Origin of the sequence: Thalassospira xianhensis MCCC 1A02616, assembly GCF_003326475.1 — a bacterium.
GTDB lineage: Bacteria > Pseudomonadota > Alphaproteobacteria > Rhodospirillales > Thalassospiraceae > Thalassospira > Thalassospira xianhensis.
Genome location: NZ_JPWA01000003.1, coordinates 157501 through 182336, shown reverse-complemented (window position 1 = coordinate 182336; position 24836 = coordinate 157501). Strand labels below are relative to the sequence as shown.

The following is a 24836-nucleotide window of genomic DNA, read 5'->3' as shown; positions in this document are numbered from 1 at the left end:
CGAATACGCCGAAAAGCGGTGCGAAAGCTCACACCGCAGACCGGACATCTTCGATATCTGAAATTCCGGTTACATGAAACCCAATTCACACAACCCGATTATATGGCAAAACGGTCAGGAACCGAACTGACGATCAGGTCCGAACAAACGAAAGTCTTCGGAAACAATGGCCAGCGGCGAAAAACCGATCAGGTCATCCGAACGCCCATTATCAATCAGCGGAACCGGAACACCCTGATGCATGCCGGTCAGTGCTGCGTGATGTCCACGCGCAACAGCTGTTTCACACATCCGGGCAAGTTCCTTGCGCGACCCGGCATCTGCCAGCGTCACAGGCGGATGAACAACCAGCTCAACCGTTACTTTGCCAAGCGCCAGAAACTGCCACAAATGCGGCGCCAAGTCCATATCCCCATACCAAGAATAGAATGCCCGCAAATCTCGCCCGATCGGCGCACCGTCAAGACGGGTGGCGGCAATCGAAACCGGTTGGACTTTTACCTGCGACCCATCAGGCATGGTACGTTCGGCAACACCAAACAGGGTCGATTTGAACGGTAGTACACGGTTACCGTCGTTGCTGGTGCCTTCCGGGAACAGGATCAGTTTGTGCCCGTCGGCAAGGCGCTGGGAAATCTGGTCATTCTGTTCGCGTGCACGAACCGGGCGACGTTCGACAAAGGTGGATCGTTGCAACTTGGCAAGTGTTCCGAAAACCGGCCAGCTGGCGACCTCGGTCTTGGCAATGAAACTGCCGCGAACCAAGGCCCCCAGAACCGGAATATCAAGATAGGATGCGTGATTGGCCACAATCACACCCGGCCCGTCCATCAACTCTGCCCCGGAAATCCGAAGCTCGATGTGCAGGATTTTCAGGCAAAGTGCATGATAAACCCGCGGCAGGTCATCAGCCAATCGCAGTCGAAATGCAATCGCCATCACCTGAACCGGGATCAGGATCAAAGTCAGCAGGGCATAGGCCAACAGCCGGATGGCTGCACACGCATAACAGTTCACGATACCCTCGCGGTCCGCTCATAATGCTTGTAGTAACGATCCGTTACCTTTTCCGTCGGTAACACAATGCAGATGTCAGTGGTATTGAACTGATGATCAATCACCGCACCGTCACCAACGAAACCACCCAATCGCAGATAGCCCTTGATCAATGGCGGCAGATCGCGAAGCGCCTGGCGGGCGTCGATTGCATCAATGGTCGTACGCGCCATTGGTTCGTACCGGCCTTCGACCGCACGCGGGCGCATTTCTTCGGGTGCCAGATGGTTGTGATGCAGATAGGTCAGAACATCACCAAAGGCATCCGGATCGGTGCCATGGAACGATGCACAGCCAAACATCAGCTTGATATCGTATTTGAAAACATAAGCAGCAATGCCCTGCCAGAGAAGCTGAAGGGTCGGCATCGTGCGGTAGGCTTCTTCAACACAGGAACGACCAAGTTCCATGATCTCGCCATTGCCCTGTGCGGCATCAAGCATCGACTGGATATGATATTCATCGGCGCTGTAAAAGCCACCATGCTGATTGGCAACCGACTGACGCAGCAGGCGATAGGTTCCGACAACACCGTCAGCTCCCTGACCGCGATTGTGATCGATTACCAGCAGGTGGTCGCACAAAGGATCGTAGTGGTCAAAGTCGAGCTCGGCCGCGGCCATTTCGGCACTGGGCTTTGCTCCACGCTCCTCATAGAACACCTTGTAGCGCAGTTTCTGACTGGCGAGGATTTCGTCCTCGGTTTCGGCGAGGCGTACCTCTAGCCGCTGCTGTCGATCGTCGCTCATCGCAACTCCCTTTCGTTCATCTGCGCAGATTTTGCGCAAGTTTCGCATCAGGGGCGAGTGAAGGCTTTGTTAAGAACGCGTAACAGGAATATGAAAACCACCCGCTCTTGTCGAGCGGGTGGCTTGAAATCTGCGATTTTCGCAACCGGTTTGTCAGAAATCGGTTACTTTTCGTCTTTCATCGGAACGCCGTAAAGCTCCAGACGATGACCGACAAGCTTGAAACCAAGCTCTTTGGCGATCTCTTCCTGAAGCTTTTCGATTTTTTCGTTCGAAAATTCGATCACCTTACCCGACCGCATGTCGATCAGATGATCATGATGTTCCTCGGTGAGTTCCTCGTAACGCGCACGGCCATCGCCGAAATCGTGTTTTTCGAGAATATCCGCCTCTTCAAAAAGGCGAACGGTCCGATAAACTGTCGCAATCGAAATCTTCGGGTCAATTTCCGTCGCCCGGCGATAAACGAGCTCCACATCGGGATGATCTTCTGATTCCGACAGGACTCGGGCAATTACCCGGCGTTGGCCGGTCATTTTCAGACCCGCGTCGATGCACTTCTGCTCGATGGTTGATTCTGCAAGCATAGTCTTGTTTCTCGTTTCCGGTTCCGCCTGTCCCCAAGCCAGGATGCTCCCAGGCTTTTGCTCTCATGTGGGCTAAATATCGAGAAAACTGTCACATATCGCAAGGTACAAATCGCGATATTTTGTTCTCTCCGGCTTGCCTCCTGTCCAATGAAACGCTACTTCACGTTTCCGGTGCCCGATCAGGAGACAGCATATGGACGACACCACGCCCGACCATAAGATCGACATCACAAACGATGTCTGCCCGATGACATTTGTTCGCACCCGTCTGAAACTCGAAACCATGACACGGGGCCAGATTCTGGAGGTCACACTGGGCGCAGGCGAACCATTAAAAAACGTTCCGCGTTCCGTCACCGAAATGGGCGACACAGTCATCGATATTGTCGAACTTGCCAACGCCCCGGAAACATATCGGTTAACCATCCGCAAGGGATGAAACCGATCCGGTACGCCGTCATCGATGCTTAGACTATAACAGCTTGGCAGCCAAAACCACACATTTGATGTGGATATACCAAAATAGAATGCATCCAGCTTGCATCAAGCATTCCAGCCCAAAACACAAGTTCCGAGATCACGTTCCATAACAAGCGCATCTACCTCGCGGCCGGACTTGCGGCGATAGTATTTTTTACGCCGCCCGATCTCGGTAAAGCCGCAATGACGATAAAGTGCAATTGCCGATGCATTATCCTCGGCAACCTCCAGCAGGACACGACCGGCACCGGCTGCACACAATCGCTCAAAAACCGCAAACAGCAGCTTTCTGGCGACACCGCGTTTGCGGGCTTCTTTGGCAACTACGATGGTGTTGATTTCCGCCTCGTCCAGCACCGCTTGTATCTGTATAAAACCAAGCGGCGTATCGAGCCGGTTCTCCGCCTCGTTCCCCGGTGCAAAGGCCAGAAATCCGAAAGCACCGGGAACATCAAGCAGCGCAATCATCTCGTCCGCCGACCAGTGATCGTGATCTTCGAACCCTTCGGCATGAAGCGCACTGGCAACAGTACAAAACGCCGCCGTCAAGGGGACGATTTCAATCCTGTCCACAGGTTCCGGCTGGCGGGAAGAATGACTCATCCTTCGTCTGCCGGTCTGTTTTTTGCCGGTCCCTGATCCTCGATACGGCGCGCATCGGGTGCACGCAGATACATTGGCACAGGCGGCAGGTTTTCATTCGTTCCCCAGCGCGCCGCTGCAATCCGCGCCACATTCCCGGCTCGCGGTAGCCCCGGCGCCGTGCAATCATAAAACGCATCCGGCGCGTGGGCAGCCGCAGTCAAAAGGCGTGGGGTAGCATCGCCGGCCAGAAGCGTATCGCCCGGTGGGGCCATCATCAGAGCCTGTCGGGGTGCAACACATTCCGGCGCACTGAGCGGACATTTCTTCCCATCAAAAGCCTGCGCGAAAATCTCGTTCCGCTTGCTGTCGAGTGCAACCAGAATATTGCGTCCCTGCTGATCGCGTTCGGAAACCCCATAAGCCACCGCCTCAAGCGAACTGACACCGACCACCGGAATTTTACGCGCAAGGCCGAGCGCACGTGCTGTGGCAAGCCCGATCCGCATACCGGTGAAGGCACCAGGTCCGACGGTCACCGCAATGCCATCTACTTCATCAAAGGCGATACCCGCCTGATCCAGACTTTTGGCAATGAAACCCATCAGGTTTTCGGCCTGACCGCGTTCCATGTCTTCGTAAAGCTCGCCCTTGACTACGCCATTTATCAGAACGGCGGTTGAAAGCGATGTTGACGCAGTATCGATTGCCAAAAGCGTCGGACCGGTTTTTTCAATGGCCCCGGATGGCGTTTGCGATGCGGTGTGATCTGCGCTATGGGAATTGCTACGCAACTGACCGGTAAGCATCTTTTTGATGTAATCGGTAAACGACAAGAACAGGGGGCCTCCGGCAATGGCGCTGATCGAAATTACGCCACAAGAATATGATGTCGAAATCGATATTGTTTATGCCACGGATCGCAATTTCACCGGGGCACCAATTTATTCACGGCCTGCCTGCTATCTTCATCGCGATGCGGCGGACTGCCTGAAAAAGGCGGTCGCCATGGCACGACGTCACGGGAAAGGCATTCGCATTCTGGATGCTTTCCGCCCACAAGAAGCCCAGCGGGCCCTTTGGAACCATACACCCAATCCTGATTTCATCGCCAATCCCGATATTGGATCGCCACATGGCCGTGGTGTTGCCATTGATCTAACGCTGTTGGACGAAAACGGCAAGGAACTGGATATGGGGGCAGGGTTTGATGAAATGCATATCCGGTCCTATCACGGAGCGGACGGGCTTTCAAAAGACGCCGAAGCCAACCGTTTGCTGTTGCTTGGCGTCATGGTCAGCGCCGGATTCGAATATTACGATCATGAATGGTGGCACTATCAGTTACCTAACGCACGCAGCAAATACCCGCTGTTTTCCGACAGCTCCCTGCCGCAAAGCATGATGAAATAATATCGGGTAGATGCCCTGAATGCGGAATTTGGCAACCTAAAGAACTGCACGTCCGCTTTCGGGATCGAACAGCGACACACGTGCACCGTCAATCATGATCCGCGCATCTGTGCCAGAACTGAAATGCTGTTCCGGGCCGGTACGCGCGGTGACTTCCGATCCGGCAACCGCAAGACGGACATACTGATCCGGTCCGGTCGGCTCAGCCAGAAGCACCCGTGCATTGGCCCCAAGATCATCAAACATCAGATGTTCGGGACGCGCGCCCAAGGTCACGGGTTGCCCGATCAGATCATGTGCGCGGGTCGGCAAACTTGCCAAAGGCAACTGACCCGATCCCCCATCGAACGCGATACCATCGCCATCCTGTATCAGTTTGCCGTCAATGAAATTCATGGTCGGAGCCCCGACGAAGCTGGCGACAAATTTGTTGGCCGGGCGGCGATAGACATTTTCCGGTGTATCGGCCTGCTGAATGGAACCCTTGTCCAGAACCACCACCTTGGTTGCCAGCGTCATGGCTTCGATCTGGTCATGGGTGACATAGACAATTGTCCGGCCAAGCCGTTCATGAAGACGTTTCAGTTCGACACGCATATCAGCACGTAACTTGGCATCAAGGTTCGATAAAGGCTCATCAAACAGGAATACTGATGGTTCGCGTACCAGCGCACGGCCAATTGCCACACGCTGCTGCTGGCCACCGGACAATTGCGATGGCTTTCGGTCCAGAAGCGGGGTGATTTGCAAAAGTTCGCCAATCTCGTCGACCCGTTTTTCGATATCAGCCTTCGGCATGCCACGTATTTTAAGGCCGAAACCGATATTCTTGCGCACCGACATGGTCGGATAGAGTGCATATGACTGAAACACCATCGCGATATCGCGTTCATCAGGTTCCAGTTCCGTCACATCACGACCAGCGATGTGGATTGATCCACCGGTAACGGGTTCCAAACCTGCAATCATGTTCAGAATCGTCGATTTGCCACACCCTGACGGCCCCAGCAGAACCAGAAACGCGCCATCCTCGATTTCGAGATTGATGTCCTTCATCACGGTCAGACCGGCATAGGCCTTGGTCACACCACGTAATTCAACGCCGTTCATGTCCGTTATCCTTTCACTGCACCAGCCGCAATTCCGCGAACAAACAACCGCCCCGACAGCAGATAAACCGCCAATGTCGGAAGCGCTGTCAGCATGGTGGCAGCCATATCCACATTATATTCCTTTTCGCCGAACTGCGATCCGACAAGGTTGTTAAGCGCAACCGTCATCGGCTGTCCGGATCGCCCGCCAAAGGTCAGACCCAGCAGAAAATCGTTCCAGATGTATGTGAACTGCAAAATCATCGCGACGCCCAGAATCGGTAACGACAGGGGCAACATCACATGCCAGAACAAGGGCCAAAAACCGGCCCCGTCAATCCGTGCAGCTTTCAGCAGATCCTGTGGAACGGTTTTGAAAAAGTTTCGAAACATCATGGTGGTAAAGGCAACACCCCAGATGACATGCACCAGAACCAGTCCCGGAATGGATCCAAATATCCCCAACTCGCGCACCATAATGATCAAGGGATAAAGTGTGACCTGTGGCGGGATGAACATGCCAACCAGAAGGGCCGCAAACATCAGATTTGCCCCACGCATCTTCCACGCCGCCAGAGCATAACCGGTAACTGCACCAAGCCCGACTGACAAAAACAGCGCCGGAATGACGATTTTGACCGATGTCAGAAAAGAGGATGACAAACCACCGCAATCCTCACCGACGGTCTGGGTGCAATCGCCAAACCATGCCTCGCCCCATGCATCAAAATTTGGTTCTGCTGGCAGCGCAAAGATGCTGCCATCGCGGATTTCATCCATAGATTTCAGCGACGTCGACACCATGATGAAGACTGGCGCCAGAATCATCAGGGCAGCGATCCCCAGCATCGCGTAAAGCGCAAGACGGTTATATCGCATGATCAATGCCCCCCGCCGTCGCGTGCTTTACGCAATTCAAAATGGATATAGGGGGAAATGACTGCGATCACGGTACAGAGCAAAACGAACGCACCTGCGGCACCAAGACCCAGCTCCTGACGATTCAGGATATGATCCACCACAAATTTCGCCGGCAAATCTGATGAAAAGCCGGGCCCGCCACCGGTCAGCGCAACGACAAGATCATAGGCCTTCATGACAATCGCGCTCATCAGGATAAAGACCGTAAAGAATACGGTCCGCATCATCGGCGTAATAACATGCAGATAGACACGCCAGACCGGAATGCCATCCACCCGTGATGCCTTCCAGATATTGGGGTCGACATTGCGCAACCCCGCCAGAAACAGTGCCATGCACAGCCCAACCTGCTGCCAGATCCCGGCAATTGCCAAGGTATAGATCGACCGGTCCTGACGCACGATCCAGTTGAATTCAAACGTGGTCCAGCCCAGTTCGCGCACCGCATCCTGAAGCCCCAGCCCCGGATTCATCACCCATTGCCAGATGACCCCGGTCACAATGAACGACATCGAAAGCGGCAGCATGAAGACCGTGCGAAACATGCCTTCGGCCTTGACACCGCGATCAATCAGGATCGCCAGCAAATAACCGAAAACAATACATCCGCCGATAAACAGGAAGCCGTGGATGGCGATATTCTGCATTGCCGTCCACCAGCGTTCATTGGCAAACAGGCGTACATATTGATCAAAGCCGGTAAATTTATAAACCGGCAACAGACGCGAGCGCGTCAGCGAGATGACAAAGGTCCAGATGATAAAGCCATAGAAACAGACGATGGTAATCGTCATGGCAGGGATCAGCGCCATTCTTGCCGTCCATTGCGGACGCCAGCGCCATCTGCCGTCGTGCGAAGTCTTCAACGCACCCTGTGCCGGTTCGGCCATGAATAATCTCGCTTCTTTGTAAAGGCACCGCTGCATGAGACAGCGGCGCACCTGCAAAGCCGTGTCATTCCGGTCGCCTTACTTGGCGTAGGAAATCGCCTGACGGAATTCTTCCTGTCCCTGTTGCGGGCTCATGTCAGCACTGTTCCAGAAATTGGAGATACTGTCATCAATTGCCCCGGAAACGGCACTGGGAACACCAAACAGCCCGGTACTGACCAGATGGGTTTTCTTGTCTTGCAATGCTGCCATGGCTTTTTGTGCACAGGCATCAAAACTGTCGCCCGACACATCAAGAAGGGCAGGGATCGAGCCCTTTTTCTTGTTAAAGGCAATCTGAACGTCGGGTTCAAGCATAACCTGCGCCATCTTTTGCTGGGCGGCCCGGGCTTCGTCACTATCCATGGCGGAAAAGGCAAAGGCATCAACAGTCATGATATAGGCTGTATCGACAGCCGGGGCGAAGGCGCAGCCAACCGTTGTACCCGGTTCGACCCCGGCAGCAATGATTTCACCCTTGGCCCAGTCACCCATGAACTGAAACGCCGCATCGCCGCGAATGACCATATTGGTCGCCTCGTTCCAGTTGCGGCCTGGGCTTGCTTCATCGACAAAGGGTTTAAGCGCAGCAAATGTTTCAAACACCTTGAGCATGGTGTCCGATGCGAGAAGTTCATCATCCAGCGTGCTGTATAGCTGGGCGTAAAATTCACGCCCGCCAACGCCCAAAAGGACACTGTTAAACAGGATACGTTCCTGCCACGGCTGCCCGCCAAGACCGATCGGAACAATATCGGCATCTTCAAGCTTTTTGGCCGCATCAATAAATTCCGGCCAGCTTTTCGGAACCTCTATCCCGGCTTTTTCAAGCGCTTCGGTATTGTAAAACATCCAATTTTCGCCGTGGATGTTGATCGGGGCCGCGATGTAGTCGCCATCATATTTTGCCGCCTGAACGATCAGCGGCGGCAGCTTTTCATCCCAGTTTTCTTCGTCAGCCACCGCATTCACATCGGCCAAAAGCCCCTGATCGGCCAGTTCACGCAATTGCTGTCCGATGGAAAACTGAAAAACAGTCGCCGGATCACCGCCCAGCATACGGTTGACAGCAGCCGCGCGCGCATTGCCACCACCAGCAATAGGCGTATCTACCCATTTGCCGCCCTGTGCTTCGAAAGCGGCACGGATTTCGCCCAAAGCTGCCTGTTCGCTGCCCGAAGTCCACCAATGGAGAACTTCGGCTGTCTGGGCGTGAAGCGCACCGACAGAAACACCGGCGCTCAGAAATGTCGCAAGTGCTGCGACCTTTGGAAATTTCTTCATAACAGATGTCCTCCCTAATGGATACGTTCGCGCCCGACTTCTTGATGGTCGAAAATTCGTAACGTTTCGATTTTTTTGATAAGCGCTTTATTCACTCTTGTCAATCAACAAAACCCTTCCATAATAAGGCGAAATAGATCCGGCATTATTTTTTTGCCGAAATTTCCGAAACGTTACGATTTTGGATCTGCCAACGAATGCGATCCGCGACAGGGCAAGGAAACAATCATGACCAAACCTTTTCCCAACGGTTTCCGCTGGGGTGTCTCGACCTCAAGCTATCAGATTGAAGGCGGCGCGAGCGACGACGGGCGCGGCGACAGCATCTGGGACACCTACTGTGCAACACCCGGCCGGGTTGCCAATGGCGATAACGGCAGTGTCGCCTGCGACCATTATCATCGCTGGGCCGAAGATCTTGACCTGATCAGGGGGCTTGGTGCCAAACATTATCGATTTTCGGTGATGTGGCCGCGTGTCATTCCGAACGGCACGGGCAAAGTCAACGAAACCGGCATGGCATTTTACGACCGGTTAATTGACGGCATGTGCGAACGCGGCCTTGATCCCTGGTTATGCCTGTATCACTGGGACCTGCCGCAGGCATTGCAGGACCGCGGCGGTTGGACCAATCGCAGCATCGTCGACTGGTTTGGCGACTATACCGAGCTGCTGGTGACGCGATTTGGCGACCGGGTCAAATCGTGGGTTACGTTTAACGAACCCAACGTGGTGGCGTGGGTTGGCCACGAAGAAGGCCGCCACGCACCGGGAATTACCGACCCACGCGCAGCAATGCGGGTCGCCCACCATCTGAATATGTGCCATGCCCGTGCAACCCGCGTGATCAAGCATCACTATCCGGATGCACCGGTCGGATTCGTTTTGCCAATGCATAAGGCTTACACACTACCGCATCGACGCGAACAGGATGCCCATCTGGTCGATCTGTTCGAAGCCAAATGGAATGGTATCTTTCTTGATCCGGTTTATTACGGTCGATATCCCGAGCTAATTATCGACCGGATGGAACCACACATTCAGGACGGCGACCTTGAAGCGATCGAGACCAATGTCGATTTTCAGGGGTTGAACCAGTATTTCCCAAGCTATATTGAAGCCGCCGAAGGGCGCGCCTGGCCATTCAAACATGCCGAACCGCCGAAATATTTCCGCCGGACGGAAATGGGGTGGGCGATTGACGGCGACTGCTTCTATCGCACCATGAAAATCCTTCAAGAAAACTATGGCAACCCGCCAATCTTTGTGACCGAAAATGGTGGTGCCTTCACGGACATTCCCGGCCATAACGGCTATATCGACGATCAGGATCGCATTGCCTACTACAGTGAATATCTCTCAGCCCTTTTGCGCGCCGTTGACGAGGGCGCAAACGTGCAGGGATATATGCCATGGTCCCTGCTTGATAATTTCGAATGGGCGTATGGCTATGAAAAACGGTTCGGTTTGGTGCATGTCGATTACGACACGCTCAAGCGCACGCCAAAGGCATCCTATGACTTCATGCGTCGCGTGATCGAAAGCAACGCATTGCCTTAACCGCAAACGGGCGATTAGATTGTCCGCCAAAGAATAAATGAACGGACCTGTATATGTCAGCCTCCCGCCCGAACCTTCGCACTATTGCCGACCGTCTTGGCCTGTCGGTCACGACGGTCTCTCGTGCATTGAAAGACGGGCCGGAGGTCAAACCCGATACAGTCGCCCGCGTCAAGGCCGCGGCGGTCGAAATCGGTTACCATCCCGATGCCCGTGGCGTCATGCTGCGCACCGGCAAAACCATGCAGGTCTGTTCGATCCTGTATTCCCCCGAAGTTGGCGATTATGGCGACCCGGGCTTTCTGGCGCAGGTTGAAAGCCTCGCCAAGGGCCTAGAGGCCGATCATTATTCACTGGTTGTCCTAGCCCAGACCAGCAGCGAAGACCCGCTTGAACCCGTGCGTCGCGTTCATACGCAGCATATGGCCGACGCAGTTGTATTTTCGCGCACGACCTTACAGGACAGCCGCGCCAAATACTGCCTGCAACATGACTTTCCCTTTGTCAGTTTTGGCCGGACGGAACTTTTAACCCCGCATGCCTTTGTCGATCACGATGATGAACATGCGGCTTATGATGCGGTCAAACGCCTGATTGATGATGGCCATCGCAAAATCGGCATGATTGATCCGCCCGAAGATCTGACTTTTTTTGGCTATCGCAAACGCGGTGCGCGGCGCGCGATGATCGAGGCTGGGCTTGATCCAGAAAGCCTGATCTGGATGACATCGGACGTGTCCGTCCGTGCCGCGCGCGAAGCCACTATCCGCCTGTTTACCAATCAGCGCGATGCCACCGCCGTGGTGTGCGCCAGCCAGATGACCATGATTGGTGCGCTGGAGGCATTGCTGGAACTGGGCATGGACACGATACGGGACGGGATCGGTATTGTCGGTTTTGGCGGCATGCCGTTTCGCATGCTGTCCAGACAGAAGCTCGCCTATTACTACCAGCCACAACGCAAGGTTGGCAAAGTGCTGTCGGAACATTTGCACGACCTGATGACCGGCACCCCGGCAGAAGAACTGCAAACGCTTTTACCCTATCGACGGATCGACGATCTTGCCGCCTTCCGGGAGGGAGAGGATTTCTGATCAAACCCGACTATCCCTGTTTGTCTTCCTTGATATCCTCGACGGTTTGCTCATTGCCCAGAAGGCGAACGAGCATAAGTTCGAACGGTTTCAAGGCGATCAGGACAATCAGCGTCAGGACCGTCGCAATCACCACCACATGCCAAGCCGCCAGAGCACATGCGATACCAAGGGCAGCCGTGATCCAGACGGTGGCCGCCGTTGTCAGGCCGCTAACCGACATGTCTTTTGGCTGGCGCAGGATCACGCCCGCCCCGATAAAGCCGATCCCGGTCAGAACGCCTTGCAAAATCCCCTGCACGACGCGCGATAACGCATCGGGATGATCGATCAGATCCTGAAAATGGACCGCAACAACCGACACCACCGCCGCACCAAGCGCAACCAGCGCCAATGTGCGCATGCCGGTCGGCTTGCCATTCACATCACGGTTCAACCCGATCACCATTCCGATCACGGTTGCCGCACACAGCCGCAAAACCATATCGATCACGCCGATATCGAAATATCGTTCAGCCGTTGCAAAATAGGGAAGGTCGGTCATGCCCATATCCAGTTCGCGTTTCAATCTGTTTGATATACAAACCGAAACGCCTCCTGTTCGCACATTGTTCCTCCAACAGCAAGTCAGGCACCGCGATATCAATCAGCCTTTTGGCACGGCCCCACCTTCAATCCCCTTGGCTTCGACCATCAGCCAGTCAAAGAATCGCAAAATTCGCGGATCGCGGCCCGGTCTATCCAATGTGATCAGGACATAGTCATAGCCGGTTGGCGCCATACCGTGCGGAGCGACCAGCCGCCCTGCCACCAGATCATCATAAACCAGCGGCAAGGGCCCGATTGCAGTCCCCAAACGATTAGCGGCTGCCTGAAGTGTAAAAAAGAAATGGTCAAAATATTGCTCGCTTGTCGGGCTGACATTGCTTCCACTCGCCCGTTTCCATACATCCCATGCATCAGGTCGCGTGCGACTGTGTAACCAGCGGGCATTTGACAAATCACGAGCCAGAATGTTTTCCCAACAATCCGGGTCACAAACCGGCCCGGCAAATTCCGGCCAAAGGCGCGTTACCTCGTAATCCCCGCCGATACCGAAATCAGCCCGCCGAATTGCCACATCGCATCCCTCAACCAGCAGATCAACCGGGCCACCAGCCAGCCGTAGATCGATATTCAAGTCAGGATTGGATTCGCGAAACGCGCCCAGCCTTGGCATTAACCAGCGCATGGCGAGGCTGGGCTCGCACGACACCGACAGGATCGGCGATGCACTATCATGGCGGTGAATTTCTTCGATAGCGCCATCAAGCCCGTCCAGTGCGGTTGCCACCGACTTCAAAAGCCTTTCGCCTGCCTGAGTTAACCAGACACGCCGATTACGACGAACAAACAGATCAATACCCAGCCGTTCCTCGATCTGCGCCACGGCGCGACTGATCGCCCCGTGCGTCAGGTGCAATTCCTCGGCAGCACGCGAAAAGCTTTGGTGTCGCGCCGCCGCCTCAAAGGCGGGCAAAGCGGCAAGGGGTGGCAGATTGCGTTTTCTGTGAATATTACTCACGAAATTCCCTACGAATTTTCGATTTTCTGGCGATCTTTTCAATTTGATACTGAATAATCTCACAGATCAAGGACCACGAACATGCCAGCCATTGCTCAGATCGAAGTCATTGCCGTCGCCATCATCACCATTCTTGCCGTTATCAGCCCCGGGCCAGATTTTGCCATGGTGACACGTATTGCACTTACACGTGGTCGTCGCGCTGGTGTGCTGTGTGCTATCGGGATCGGCAGCGGTGTTTCGGTACATCTCGCCTATACGCTGATCGGACTTGGCGTTGTATTTGCCAGTAATGTCTGGGTTCTGACCAGCTTGCGCTATCTGGGTGCCGCCTATCTGATATCGTTGGGGATGTCAGCACTTTGGCCTGATATACGGGCTTTGTTTTCGAAAAGGCCCACGGCACTTCAGATCCGGATGACAAACAAAAACACCAACACGCCGGAATCGGATCAAAAACGGAACGGATCCGCGTTCTGGATCGGTTTTGCCTGTAATGCCCTTAATCCCAAAACCATGCTTTTTATCGTCTCGCTGTTCAGTCAGGTGATTTCACCCAATACGCCAGCTTTGATGGAAATCGGATACGGCGTTTATATAGCAGCATGTCATATGATCTGGTTTGCGCTGGTGGCGGTCGCCCTGACCCTACCGGCAGTACAGGCGCAGATCGCAGCCATCAAAATCTGGATCGAACGCGCAGTTGGTCTTTGCCTGGCAGGGCTTGGCATCAAACTTCTGACAAGCACCAGCTAAACGGTTCACGCGTTCAGATAAACAGCATCTCACCCTGCTGGCGGGCGTCATTGAGGAATGTCACAACCCCGCCGGTCTCGATTTTAAGGTCCTCGCGCTTGGCTTCCTTTTCAAGACCAAGTGCACGAAGGCCCATTTCGCAAACCATGAACTTGGCATCAAGGGCAGTGCAAGCTGACAGCAATTCCTCGAACGTGCCGATGCCACGTGTGGAATAACTGAGATCGATCGAGGTAGCCGTTGCTCCTTCTGCCTCGGTCCGCAAGTGACGCCAGCCCGAAGGGGCCAACACCGCACGACTGGCTTCCATCGTAAAAAACAGGGTTGCCTCGCGCCCGGATGCAAGTGCCGCCGATGCGATTACGAGTGCGTAATGAACCTTTTCAAAGCTGCCGGAAAACACCACCAGCGACAGTTTCTTCGGGCTTTCGGACTGGTTGGCAGTTTCAATGCTCATGAATGGACAGGTCCTTGATGCTGGCATTTTCGGAACAAAGCGGGCAGCCCGGATCACGCGGGACTTTGATCTTTCGGAAGGATGCACCAAGTGCATCGACAATCACTAGCCTGCCGGACAGACCATCGCCAATCCCCATCAATTCCTTGAGGATTTCGGTTGCCTGAATCCCGCCAATCATTCCCACGACCGAGCCCAGGACACCGCCCTGGGCACAGGACGGAATGGCGTCTTCGGGCGGTGGACTGTGATAGATGCAGCGATAACAGGGATGCGGATCGCCCTGATGCGCCTTGAATGTCGCAACCTGGCCGTCAAACCGGAGGGCCGCACCCGATACCAGCGTTTTGCTCGCAAAATAGCACGCATCGTTTAGAAGGAATCGTGTTTCGAAATTGTCCGACCCATCGGCAATCACATCATAATCCGCAATCAGGTCCATAACATTGGACGCATCAAGCCGCACATTATGCGTCTGCACACTGATTTCCGGGTTCATATCAAGCATGGTCGATTTGGCACTTTCGACCTTGGGCGAGCCCAAGTCTTTCATACCATGCGCAATCTGACGCTGCAGATTGGAAAGTTCGACCGTATCGGCATCGACGATCCCGATGGTACCAACCCCGGCTGCCGCCAGATACATCGCCAAGGGCGATCCAAGTCCGCCTGCGCCCACAATCAGAACCCGCCCGCGCTTCAGCTTCATTTGGCCTGTGCCGCCAACATCCTTCAGGACGATATGCCGGGTATAACGCTGCACTTCATTTTCGCTGAAATCAAAATCACTCACAGGCGGTTTCTTTCATTCGGTCCAAACGGTCTGCCATTGCATATAGCGCGCATGCCACAGACAAGAAAGGCCCGGAAAATTCCGGGCCTTCTTTAAATGTGTCGGTCAGCAAAACTGAATTACTGCAAACCTTCGAACAGCGGTGTCGACAGGTAACGTTCGGCAAAGCTCGGGATGATAACCACAATGCGCTTGCCTTCGTTTTCCGGCAACTGTCCAAGCTCGATACCGGCAGCAACAGCCGCCCCGGACGAAATGCCGGTCGGCAGGCCTTCGATGCTTGCGAGTTTGCGCGCAGTGGCAAAGGCTGTTTCGTTTCCGATCGTCATGACCTTGTCGATCACATCGGTATGAAGGTTGCCCGGAATGAAACCGGCACCAATGCCCTGGATTTTATGCGGGCCGGGTGCACCACCGGAAATAACCGGGCTGTCTTCCGGCTCGACCGCGACAATCTGGATATTCGGATTATGCTTTTTCAGGACTTCACCAACACCGGTCAGCGTCCCGCCGGTACCGACACCGGCAACAAAGATATCGATCTTGCCAGCAGTATCCTTGATGATTTCCTGCGCGGTGGTATTGCGATGGATTTCCGGGTTTGAAGGGTTTTCAAACTGCTGAAGCATGATTGCGCCATCAATCTCGGCAACGAGTTCCTCGGCGCGGGCAACCGCACCCTTCATGCCTTTGGCAGCCGGGGTCAGGTCGATCTGCGCGCCCAGAAGCATCAGCATCTTGCGCCGTTCCAGCGACATGCTTTCGGGCATGGTCAGGATCAGTTTGTACCCCTTGGCCGCCGCCACGAAAGCCAGCGCGATACCGGTATTACCCGAAGTCGGTTCGACCAGCGTCGCACCCGGCTTGATGCGGCCGGATTTTTCGGCATCCTCGATCATTGCGAGACCGATACGGTCTTTAACCGAGGCCAGCGGGTTGAAGAATTCAAGCTTACCAATCAGGTCTGCCTTCACACCCTCGGCCGCTGCCAGGCGTGAAAGACGAACCAGCGGCGTTGCACCGATGGTGTCGATGATGCTGTCGTAAATCTTGCCGCGAAACTCAGTCATGTTTTCCTCGCAATTTCTTGTAATTTAAAACCAACCACATTCTGGATTTGTATTTGTCCCGTTTAACACCCAAGTCAATTGGGTTTAAACAGTTTTTACGCCAGTCGCGGTTTGGCCGGTTTCCTGATGCCTGTGTATCAGATGTAAACCGCAGCGGATTCTTGTGGTTTAACGATACAACAATCCGCAGCCTGTTCCGACGATTAAATAATGAAATCCGGGGATTCCTCGATCCCGCTGCGCAAACCTGCGTCTCGCGCACGGTTACACAAATCTTCAACCGTGATCCGGGTCAGCGACACCATCATTTCGTCCTGCAATTCACGCCAAAGCGGACGCACGACTTCCTTGCCCAACGGTGATCCTGCCGGGTCCTCAATCGGGTCCTCGGATGTTTCCATCGAACGGATCACCGATACGATATCGGCAAGTGTGATGCGACGGCGCTCACGCGCCAGACGGTATCCGCCGCGCGGACCACGCACACCGACAAGAATGTCGGCCCGCACCAGCTGTTGCAGGGTCTGTTCAAGATAACGTTTCGGAATGCCCTGACGTGCGGTGATATCTCGGCTTTGCACTGGTTCACCCGCAGCGTTATAGGCGATGTCCACCACCGCCTCGATGGCGAACAGCATCTTCTTTGACAGTTTTAACATCGTCTCTTTCATACTCCCCTTGCAGTCCCGCCGATCCCCCCGGAAGTATCGGAACTTACGATTATCAGAGTTCACCAAGCAGCAAGATCACCATATGACCCAAATCCTTCCGGCAATATTGCTGCTGTATTTACAGGCAATCAGGCAGTTTTTCCCGCCGGTGCCGCAACACCGGTCGACCCGAAGCCGCCTGCACCACGCGCCGTTTCGTCCAGATTGGCAACCGCATTCCACGCCACCTGGGTCACCGGTGCGACCACAAGCTGGGCGATGCGCATACCACGTTCGATGGAGAATGCCTCGTCACCGTGGTTGATCAGAATTACTTTGATTTCACCACGATAATCCGCGTCGATCGTTCCTGGGCTGTTCAAAACCGTCACGCCATTTTTCGCAGCCAACCCCGAACGCGGACGAACCTGTGCTTCGAACCCGGCAGGTAGCGCAATCGCAATACCGGTTTCAACCATCGCCCGTTTGCCCGGTGCAATCACAAGTTTGTCGTCAATCGCCGCCTGCAAATCGACGGCTGCCGACTGTGCGGTAGCATAATCGGGAAGCGGAAAATCCGCACCATGGGGCAGCTGTTTCAGATCGACAGTCAAACGCGTCATAAACAATCCTTGTTTTCACATTACAGGCTGCACACCTTGGACATGCAGCGGGTTATCAGGCTATTCAAATCAGGCAAAATGACGGGAAATCCGTTGCACAAGTGCGCGTGCCACACCGTCCTTGCCCTGCCGGGGCCAGACCTCGTCACTGGCAGCATCCACAGCTGAAATCAGGAAAATTTCATTGTGATCACCGCCAAAAGTGCCGCTTCCCGGTGCCACGTTATTGGCAAGAATCCAGTCACACCCCTTCCGCGCCCTTTTGGCGCGGGCATGCTCGACGACATTTTCTGTTTCGGCAGCGAAACCAATAACCAAATTCGGGCGTTTTGAACCATTTTGGCTGATAGTTGCCAAAATATCCGGATTTTCCGAAAGCTTCAGGTCCGGAATCACACCCGACCCATCTTTTTTTAGTTTCTGACCGGCTTCTGCGGCCACACGCCAATCGGCAACCGCAGCGGCACATACCGCAATATCGGCGGGCAGGGCGGCCTGCACAGCATCCAGCATCTGCCGGGCCGTTTCGATCCGCACAACCTTTACCCCCGTCGGATCAGGCAAGTTGACCGGTCCACTCACCAACGTCACATCGGCCCCTGCAGCAGCAAGTGCCGCGGCTATTGCATGCCCCTGCTTACCCGAAGACCGGTTGGCGATGTATCGCACCGGATCAATCGGTTCGTGCGTCGGACCGCTGGTAACAATCGCCTTTTTGCCAGCAAGCGGCTTTCCAGCTGGCTGACCTTCCAGAAAATCAACCACCGCTGCGATAATTTCAGCCGGTTCCGCCAAGCGACCCGATCCGGTTTCACCACATGCCAGATCACCTGCCGCCGGACCGACCCGCATTACACCACGTCCTTCAAGAGTGGCTATATTTGCCTGTGTCGCTGGGTGATTCCACATTTCGACATTCATCGCCGGCACAACCATCACCGGCTTGTTGGTCGCGAGCAGGGCCGTCGTCGCCAGATCGCCTGCCTGTCCAGTCGCCATTTTGGCAAGGATATCCGCACTTGCCGGGGCGACCAGCACAAGGTCAGCCTCACGCGACAGGCGGATATGGCCCATTTCGGCCTCATCGGTCAGGGAAAAAAGATCCTGGTAAACCTTGTTCTCGGTCAGGGCGGCCACCGAAAGCGGTGTAACAAATTCTGCCCCGCCTTTGGTCAGGATCGCGCGGATATTGATCTCCCGGTCGTGCAACCGCCGGATCACCTCAAGAACCTTATAGGCAGCAATGCCGCCGGAGATGATCAGAAGGATATTTTTTCCTGACAACACTGTGGTTACCAACTATTTACGTTGAAGAAGTGTGGTTAACCTACCTTCTCCGTCGATGACGTGCAAGCGCCCAAAATAAGCATAAAAAACGCCGCAGGTCCGTAAAACCCATGGCGTTATTTTACTATTTATTTTCAATAATTTATCACGGAACAGTATAAAGCATTCCGAACCAGCGCCACCTGCCATTCGGCCCCATCGAGGTGCAATTGATCCGCCATCGTCCTGATGAAACCGGAGCATCCAGCCGAATTTCAACCCGTTCTTCGCCCAGCCGGTTCATGGTCGGTTCACCTTCCGACGGGTAGCAAGCGACATCACCTGCCTTTTCCTTCAACGTGAACCCGAACGCTGGCGGGTTACGTTCCAGCGTATAATTTGGCGGGGTTACATCGCTGACCGATAGCGGCAATGAATTGGCTGCCAGCGTAAAACGGTCCATCTCGCCATAATTCTCGTTCATCGCAAAGCGCGGCAGATACATCATGTCCGATTCTGTGCTCATGGCACCGCTTTGCTGGCCAAATGCCGCCTTGTAACCGGCTTCCTTGACCGCCGCGATCACATCATCACTGGCTTCACCATAAGGATACGCAAAGATATCCGGGACAAACCCAAGCTCTTCCTTGAAGCGCAGGGCAGAATGCGCAAGTTCCGCCTTCACTTCCTCGATCGGCAAGCTCGGCAAATGCGAGTGATGCTGGCTGTGGCCGCCGATGGTAACCCCCTCTTTGACCATCTCGCGCAACATGTCCCAAGTCATGTAGTTCTCGTAGCTGGCATCAACCTGCTCACTCGAAACAAAGACTGTCATCGGCATGTTGTGCTTTTTGAACGCTGGCCAAGCAACATCATACACAGACCGATAGGCATCATCGACGGTAATACCAATAGCGTAATCAGGCAATCCTTTGCCGTTTTGCATGGCATCGATGATTTCGGGGATACCCATCACCGTGTATTTCCCGTTTGTCAGCTCGCGAATATGTGCTTCAAATTGCGGGCCACGAATATTGGTCGACGGGTAATCGGTTTCCGCAAACCGGTGATACATGAAGACAACGGCCGAGTTTGCATTTCCTGATGGTGATTCTGCGGTCGTGGTTGCACCACTTGTGCTGGCTTCCTGCGCAATCCCTGGCGAAACACCAGCCGTCAGGCCAATCGCAAAGGCCGCACCAAATACCATGCAACGAAACATATTCACGCCATTGGCGCGCACAACAGCGTCAGAATTTTGCTGCACATTGGTCTGTGATTGCATTGCCACATCCATCTTTATCTGCGACCCCACTCATTGGTCACTGCAGCCCCCAAAACCACAGCCTTGATTTTATGGTTTCCGGTAATTGTGTTTTTTGTGAACCTACCAGCGAACCAATTGTTTTTCCACAATTTCATCGCTGCGCTTGTGTATAGTCCTCCGCAGCCTAACTTTAGGATACCTGTTTCAACCGCAGCATTAACGGAGATTCGCATGCTTGGTTCCGACGCACTCGACATCCTTTTCAACAAGGCCCGAACCCACAATGACTGGCAGGATCGTGACGTCGATACGGTACTGCTTACAAAGGCATGGGACCTTACCGTCATGGGTCCGACCAGTGCGAACTGCGAGCCGATGCGGATTAAGTTCGTCAAATCACCCGAAGCCAAGGAACGGCTGAAACCTGCACTTTCCGAGGGAAATCTTGAAAAAACCATGGCAGCACCAGTAACCGCTATCATCGCCCACGACATGGAATTCTATGAAAAACTGCCGCAACTCTTCCCGCATACAGACGCGAGATCGTGGTTTGCCGGCAAGGATGATGCAATTGCCGCTACCGCATTTCGCAATGGTACGCTTCAGGCGGGTTATTTCATTATGGCATTGCGGGCCATAGGCCTTGATTGCGGCCCAATGTCAGGTTTTGACAATGCCAAGGTCGATGCCGAATTTTTTGCAGGCACCCCGGTCAAAAGCAATTTCCTGATCAATATCGGCTATGGTGATGCTTCAAAACTGTTTGCCCGCAGCCCACGTCTTGCGTTTGACGAAGGAGCCGAAATTCTCTGATTTGCTCTTGGAGGTCAAAACCGACGCGGGACAACCGCGTTAACGCAGTTGCATATTTATTGGCAAACCCGGCTTATACGCATGTATGATCACGGTTCGGACGACGTATTTTTTCAAGCTTTTCCGATGCTTGAAAACTGTCATCTAACTTTTATTTGATCTTTACTGGCGCATAATCATTTTAGTCCAAATTTTTTGCATGCGTTAACACGTACCGGCACAGGTCCCCGACATCAGGAGCATCCGTTGGGCTTTCGCCAATTGTTAATGACCGCATTTGCGGTTGCATTCCCGACTGCCACGATATTTATCATTCTGGCAGCGATGGAATTGCTTGGCTGGGGCACGGCGATCCTGTGTGCGACGCTGGCATGGCTTGGTATTGCCGGGGTCCTGCGCATCTATTTTGGCGATTTGCGCCGTGTTGCACGCTACGCCATGGCTTTGCGTGACAAGTTCCGCGGCACACCACCACAGCACCTTTCTTTCGGTGCCGCGTCCGAACTGTCGTCTCTTTACACCCAGATCGCCGGTGCATTTCGCGAACGTATCGCCCATCTCGAAGCGCAAACCAGCACGGATGCCGAGATCCTTGATCACCTGCCAAACCCGGTGGTGATGGTGAACCGGCAACGTGTTGTTACCGGCTTTAACCAAGCTGCACGCGGCCTGTTCCACAATCTGGAAACAGGTCGTGATCTGACACGTTATATCCGCGATCCGATCCTGCTGGACGCCTTTGATGATGTCGCGGGTGAACGCGAACAGATGAAACATGCCGAATTTGTGCTGGCAAGTGATGCCCATCGTCATTTCGATGTGCTGACCGCACGTTTGCCCGCCGCAACCGGCGACCGGAACTTTGTTCTGTCCTTCTCGGACCTGACCGAACTTCGCAAGCTTGAACAAATGCGTGCCGATTTCGCAACCGACGCCGGGCATGAACTGCGCACACCGCTTTCAGTGTTGCTGGGCTTTATCGAAACGCTTGAGGGCCCGGCAAAGGACGACCCCAATGCCCTGAACCAGTTCCTGCCGGTCATGCGTGATCAGGGACAGCGCATGCAGCATCTGATCGAAGATTTGCTGTCACTCGCCCGGATCGAGCTGAACGAACATACCCCGCCATCCGATGATTGCGATATCGGCAAGATCATCGACAAAGTAGCCCAGACTCTGGCCATGAAAGCCGAAGCCAAAGGCATGGAAATCGAAGTTTCCTGCGAACTCGACAACACGGAAATTGTTGGCGAGGAAAAGGAAATGACGCAGGTTTTCGTCAATCTGGTCGAAAATGCCATCAAATACGGTCACCCCAAAACCAGTATTGATGTCTCGATCACATTGGCCAAAAACACCCCCGGTGCATTAGCCCGTTACCGGCATGACCGTGTTCTAGCCGTCGCCATTCGGGATCATTCAGACGGGATCGCACGCGAACATCTGCCACGCCTGACCGAACGGTTTTACCGAGTGGATACGGCGCGGTCGCGGGCCGTTGGCGGCACCGGTCTTGGTCTTGCCATCGTTAAACATCTGGTGCAGCGCCACCGCGGCACAATGACTATCGACAGCGAACAGGGTGTCGGATCGGTCTTCACGGTCTATCTGCCCGCCAAGGCCAGCGATAATATCCGGACCTTGCATCGGGCCTGATTTAGGGCAGACCTGAATATCTCGCATGAAATAAAAAGACCGGCATTTTGATGCCGGTCTTTGCTTTTCGTGATCGCCAAGGATCAAAGAATAAACTTCGAAAGGTCCGCATCCTTGGCAAGCCCATCGACCTGTTCACGGACGTAATTCGCATCAATCTTGACCGTCTCACCACCGCGGTCAGTTGCGGTAAAGCTGATGTCATCCAAAAGCTTTTCCAACACCGTGTGCAGGCGACGTGCGCCGATATTTTCCACGGTTTCATTGACGCTGGCCGAAATGCGGGCAAGTTCGTCAACTGCGTCGTCGGTAAATTCCAGCGTAACATCCTCGGTTTTCAACAGTGCGACATACTGTTTGATCAGGGACGCTTCCGGTTCCATCAGAATACGACGGAAATCTTCCTCGGTTAGTGCTTTCAGCTCAACCCGAATCGGCAACCGGCCCTGCAATTCCGGCAGCAGGTCCGACGGCTTTGCCAGATGGAATGCGCCCGAACAGATAAACAGGATATGGTCAGTCTTGACCGTGCCATGCTTGGTCGAAACGCTTGTACCTTCGATCAGCGGCAGCAAATCACGCTGAACACCTTCGCGCGATACATCGCCGCCGCGTTCGGATCGTGCGGTGATCTTGTCGATCTCGTCCAGGAACACAATGCCGTTCTGCTCAACATTCTCGATCGCCTCGGCGGTAACCTTGTCCATATCCAGAAGCTTGTCGCCTTCCTCGTCAATCAGACGCTCAAAGGCTTCCTCGACGGTCATGCGTTTTGGCTTGGTCTGCCCACCGAACGCCTTGCCGAACACATCCGACAGGTTCAGCATTCCCATCTGTGCGCCGGGCATGCCGGGAATATCGATGGTCGGCATCGACGATGAACTGCTTTCCTGAACATGGATTTCAATTTCCTTGTCCTGCAATTCGCCTTCACGAAGCATTTTGCGGAATTTCTGGCGGGTATCAGCCGATGCATTTTCACCAACCAAACCGTCAAGAATGCGTTCCTCGGCCTGCATTTCCGCCTTGGCACGGACTTTCTTGCGCATGCTTTCACGCGTCAGGTCGAGCGACACTTCCAGAAGGTCGCGAACGATCTGTTCGACATCTCGACCGACATAACCAACTTCGGTGAATTTCGTGGCTTCGATCTTGATAAACGGGGCTTCTGCCAGTTTGGCAAGACGCCGGGCAATTTCGGTTTTACCGACGCCGGTCGGGCCGATCATCAGAATGTTTTTGGGCAGCACTTCATTGCGCATATTATCGTCAAGCTGCTGGCGGCGCCAACGGTTGCGCAAGGCAATGGCGACCGCGCGCTTGGCATCTTTCTGACCGATAATATGGCGATCAAGCTCGGATACGATCTCGCGCGGGCTGAAATGTTGGGTCATTTAATTTATCCGTTAGTTCTTGCGACGGAAATGCGATGTCAGGCCCGAAACGGCACCCTTATTTCGCGTCCTCGATCTTTTCCAGCGTAACGCTGTCATTTGTATAAACACAGATATCACCGGCAATCGCCATGGCTTTGCGGGTAATTTCCTCTGCACTAAGGTCCAGATCAATCAGGGCCCGCGCGGCAGCAAGCGCATAGTTCCCGCCCGATCCAATGGCGATAATGCCGTCTTCGGGCTCAAGCACATCGCCCATCCCGGTCAGGACAAGCGAAACATCCCTGTCGGCCACCGCCATCATTGCTTCAAGCTTGCGCAGATAACGATCCGTGCGCCAGTCCTTGGCCAGTTCAACACAGGCGCGCATGGTCTGTCCCGGATGACGATCCAGTTTGGCTTCAAGACGTTCCAGCAGGGTAAAGGCATCCGCCGTTGCCCCGGCAAATCCGACGATGATCTCGCCTTTCTGGCCGATGCGGCGCACTTTGCGGGCGTTGCCCTTGATCACGGTCTGGCCCAAAGAAACCTGACCATCACCGGCAACCACCACTTCATTGCCCTTGCGCACTGACAGGATCGTCGTGCCATGCCAGCTCGGCTGCGATTTTTCGCTCATAAATAATCCCTAGATTTTCATCCAATGCGTTCGATCAAGAGTTAGCACGCACAACCGCCCGGTCAAGGGCCTAGCCCCGCGAACCACCATCGCCGGATCACAAACACTGTTTCAATGTGGTGGAATGCAAAAAATTCAGGACGTATCGCCGCCTCATGC

The 24836-nt window shown here is 54.2% G+C and carries 27 protein-coding genes; 7 read left to right on the top strand and 20 right to left on the bottom strand.

Annotated features, from left to right (window positions below; genetic code table 11):
- Positions 1–114 precede the first annotated feature (114 nt).
- The 3 genes from TH5_RS04575 to TH5_RS04565 all read right to left on the bottom strand — a co-directional run bounded on the left by TH5_RS04575 (position 115) and on the right by TH5_RS04565 (position 2392).
- Positions 115–1017, bottom strand: a complete 903-nt coding sequence (locus TH5_RS04575; RefSeq protein ID WP_114120874.1) for a lysophospholipid acyltransferase family protein — start codon at positions 1015–1017, stop codon at positions 115–117.
- Positions 1014–1805 (bottom strand): GNAT family N-acetyltransferase, encoded by a 792-nt coding sequence (locus TH5_RS04570; RefSeq protein ID WP_114120920.1) that lies wholly within the window; start codon positions 1803–1805, stop codon positions 1014–1016. Before TH5_RS04570 ends, TH5_RS04575 begins: the two co-directional genes overlap by 4 nt.
- A gap of 164 nt (positions 1806–1969) precedes the next feature.
- Positions 1970–2392: a Fur family transcriptional regulator gene (locus TH5_RS04565; protein ID WP_062949922.1), complete on the bottom strand. Its 423-nt coding sequence runs from the start codon at positions 2390–2392 to the stop codon at positions 1970–1972.
- A 196-nt stretch (positions 2393–2588) separates the two neighbouring features.
- Here TH5_RS04565 and TH5_RS04560 point away from each other — a divergent pair, with 196 nt between their 5' ends.
- Complete coding sequence (locus TH5_RS04560; RefSeq protein WP_114120873.1) at positions 2589–2834, top strand: sulfurtransferase TusA family protein; 246 nt, start codon at positions 2589–2591, stop codon at positions 2832–2834.
- 104 nt (positions 2835–2938) lie between these two features.
- Here TH5_RS04560 and TH5_RS04555 read toward each other — a convergent pair whose 3' ends face one another.
- Positions 2939–3478: a GNAT family N-acetyltransferase gene (locus TH5_RS04555; RefSeq protein WP_114120872.1), complete on the bottom strand. Its 540-nt coding sequence runs from the start codon at positions 3476–3478 to the stop codon at positions 2939–2941.
- The gene (gene tsaB, locus TH5_RS04550) at positions 3475–4293 is read right to left on the bottom strand and encodes a tRNA (adenosine(37)-N6)-threonylcarbamoyltransferase complex dimerization subunit type 1 TsaB (RefSeq protein ID WP_114120871.1); all 819 of its coding nucleotides are present in this window, start codon (positions 4291–4293) and stop codon (positions 3475–3477) included. Before tsaB ends, TH5_RS04555 begins: the two co-directional genes overlap by 4 nt.
- A 19-nt stretch (positions 4294–4312) precedes the next feature.
- Between tsaB and ddpX the strand changes: the two genes are divergently transcribed.
- Positions 4313–4870, top strand: coding sequence for a D-alanyl-D-alanine dipeptidase (gene ddpX, locus TH5_RS04545; RefSeq protein ID WP_114120870.1), 558 nt, complete (start codon positions 4313–4315; stop codon positions 4868–4870).
- Positions 4871–4906: 36 nt separating this feature from the next.
- On the opposite strand, the gene TH5_RS04540 is transcribed toward ddpX, so the two are convergent.
- The 4 genes from TH5_RS04540 to TH5_RS04525 all read right to left on the bottom strand — a co-directional run bounded on the left by TH5_RS04540 (position 4907) and on the right by TH5_RS04525 (position 9095).
- Positions 4907–5980 (bottom strand): ABC transporter ATP-binding protein, encoded by a 1074-nt coding sequence (locus TH5_RS04540; RefSeq protein WP_114120869.1) that lies wholly within the window; start codon positions 5978–5980, stop codon positions 4907–4909.
- 5 nt (positions 5981–5985) lie between these two features.
- Positions 5986–6840: a carbohydrate ABC transporter permease gene (locus tag TH5_RS04535; protein WP_114120868.1), complete on the bottom strand. Its 855-nt coding sequence runs from the start codon at positions 6838–6840 to the stop codon at positions 5986–5988.
- Positions 6841–6842: 2 nt separating this feature from the next.
- On the bottom strand, positions 6843–7772 hold the full coding sequence (locus TH5_RS04530) for a carbohydrate ABC transporter permease (RefSeq protein ID WP_114120867.1): 930 nt from the start codon (positions 7770–7772) through the stop codon (positions 6843–6845).
- Between the two features lie 78 nt (positions 7773–7850).
- Complete coding sequence (locus TH5_RS04525) at positions 7851–9095, bottom strand: ABC transporter substrate-binding protein (protein ID WP_114120866.1); 1245 nt, start codon at positions 9093–9095, stop codon at positions 7851–7853.
- 228 nt (positions 9096–9323) lie between these two features.
- On the opposite strand from TH5_RS04525, the gene TH5_RS04520 reads away from it, so the two are divergent.
- Together TH5_RS04520 and TH5_RS04515 are read left to right on the top strand one after the other, a co-directional pair.
- Positions 9324–10655, top strand: a complete 1332-nt coding sequence (locus tag TH5_RS04520; protein ID WP_114120919.1) for a GH1 family beta-glucosidase — start codon at positions 9324–9326, stop codon at positions 10653–10655.
- A gap of 53 nt (positions 10656–10708) precedes the next feature.
- Positions 10709–11749: a LacI family DNA-binding transcriptional regulator gene (locus TH5_RS04515; RefSeq protein ID WP_114120865.1), complete on the top strand. Its 1041-nt coding sequence runs from the start codon at positions 10709–10711 to the stop codon at positions 11747–11749.
- Between the two features lie 10 nt (positions 11750–11759).
- Here TH5_RS04515 and TH5_RS04510 read toward each other — a convergent pair whose 3' ends face one another.
- Both TH5_RS04510 and TH5_RS04505 read right to left on the bottom strand, forming a co-directional pair.
- The gene (locus tag TH5_RS04510) at positions 11760–12293 is read right to left on the bottom strand and encodes an MgtC/SapB family protein (RefSeq protein WP_062950527.1); all 534 of its coding nucleotides are present in this window, start codon (positions 12291–12293) and stop codon (positions 11760–11762) included.
- Between the two features lie 102 nt (positions 12294–12395).
- Positions 12396–13313 (bottom strand): LysR substrate-binding domain-containing protein, encoded by a 918-nt coding sequence (locus tag TH5_RS04505; RefSeq protein ID WP_114120864.1) that lies wholly within the window; start codon positions 13311–13313, stop codon positions 12396–12398.
- An 81-nt stretch (positions 13314–13394) separates the two neighbouring features.
- On the opposite strand from TH5_RS04505, the gene TH5_RS04500 reads away from it, so the two are divergent.
- The gene (locus tag TH5_RS04500; RefSeq protein ID WP_114120863.1) at positions 13395–14069 is read left to right on the top strand and encodes a LysE family translocator; all 675 of its coding nucleotides are present in this window, start codon (positions 13395–13397) and stop codon (positions 14067–14069) included.
- 13 nt (positions 14070–14082) lie between these two features.
- On the opposite strand, the gene TH5_RS04495 is transcribed toward TH5_RS04500, so the two are convergent.
- From TH5_RS04495 to TH5_RS04465, 7 genes are all read right to left on the bottom strand, one after another.
- Positions 14083–14526 carry a DsrE/DsrF/DrsH-like family protein gene (locus TH5_RS04495; protein WP_114120862.1) on the bottom strand — a complete coding sequence of 148 codons (444 nt, stop codon included), beginning with the start codon at positions 14524–14526 and terminating at the stop codon, positions 14083–14085.
- Positions 14516–15319 (bottom strand): HesA/MoeB/ThiF family protein, encoded by an 804-nt coding sequence (locus TH5_RS04490; RefSeq protein WP_114120861.1) that lies wholly within the window; start codon positions 15317–15319, stop codon positions 14516–14518. The genes TH5_RS04495 and TH5_RS04490 overlap by 11 nt, the downstream gene beginning before the upstream one ends.
- 119 nt (positions 15320–15438) lie before the next feature.
- Positions 15439–16389 carry a cysteine synthase A gene (gene cysK, locus TH5_RS04485; RefSeq protein WP_114120860.1) on the bottom strand — a complete coding sequence of 317 codons (951 nt, stop codon included), beginning with the start codon at positions 16387–16389 and terminating at the stop codon, positions 15439–15441.
- A 203-nt stretch (positions 16390–16592) separates the two neighbouring features.
- Complete coding sequence (locus TH5_RS04480; protein WP_114120918.1) at positions 16593–17048, bottom strand: RrF2 family transcriptional regulator; 456 nt, start codon at positions 17046–17048, stop codon at positions 16593–16595.
- Between the two features lie 140 nt (positions 17049–17188).
- Complete coding sequence (gene dut, locus TH5_RS04475; protein ID WP_114120859.1) at positions 17189–17662, bottom strand: dUTP diphosphatase; 474 nt, start codon at positions 17660–17662, stop codon at positions 17189–17191.
- 69 nt (positions 17663–17731) lie between these two features.
- Positions 17732–18949, bottom strand: coding sequence for a bifunctional phosphopantothenoylcysteine decarboxylase/phosphopantothenate--cysteine ligase CoaBC (gene coaBC, locus TH5_RS04470; protein ID WP_114120858.1), 1218 nt, complete (start codon positions 18947–18949; stop codon positions 17732–17734).
- Positions 18950–19094: 145 nt separating this feature from the next.
- The gene (locus TH5_RS04465) at positions 19095–20213 is read right to left on the bottom strand and encodes a polysaccharide deacetylase family protein (RefSeq protein WP_114120917.1); all 1119 of its coding nucleotides are present in this window, start codon (positions 20211–20213) and stop codon (positions 19095–19097) included.
- Between the two features lie 213 nt (positions 20214–20426).
- Between TH5_RS04465 and TH5_RS04455 the strand changes: the two genes are divergently transcribed.
- Together TH5_RS04455 and TH5_RS04450 are read left to right on the top strand one after the other, a co-directional pair.
- Positions 20427–21008, top strand: coding sequence for a malonic semialdehyde reductase (locus tag TH5_RS04455; protein ID WP_114120856.1), 582 nt, complete (start codon positions 20427–20429; stop codon positions 21006–21008).
- 246 nt (positions 21009–21254) lie between these two features.
- Positions 21255–22664: an ATP-binding protein gene (locus TH5_RS04450; protein WP_114120855.1), complete on the top strand. Its 1410-nt coding sequence runs from the start codon at positions 21255–21257 to the stop codon at positions 22662–22664.
- Positions 22665–22747: 83 nt separating this feature from the next.
- Here the strand turns inward: TH5_RS04450 and hslU are convergent, their stop codons facing one another.
- Together hslU and hslV are read right to left on the bottom strand one after the other, a co-directional pair.
- Positions 22748–24058: an ATP-dependent protease ATPase subunit HslU gene (hslU, locus tag TH5_RS04445; RefSeq protein ID WP_062949959.1), complete on the bottom strand. Its 1311-nt coding sequence runs from the start codon at positions 24056–24058 to the stop codon at positions 22748–22750.
- 58 nt (positions 24059–24116) lie between these two features.
- Positions 24117–24677, bottom strand: a complete 561-nt coding sequence (hslV, locus tag TH5_RS04440; RefSeq protein WP_114120854.1) for an ATP-dependent protease subunit HslV — start codon at positions 24675–24677, stop codon at positions 24117–24119.
- Positions 24678–24836: the final 159 nt, after the last annotated feature.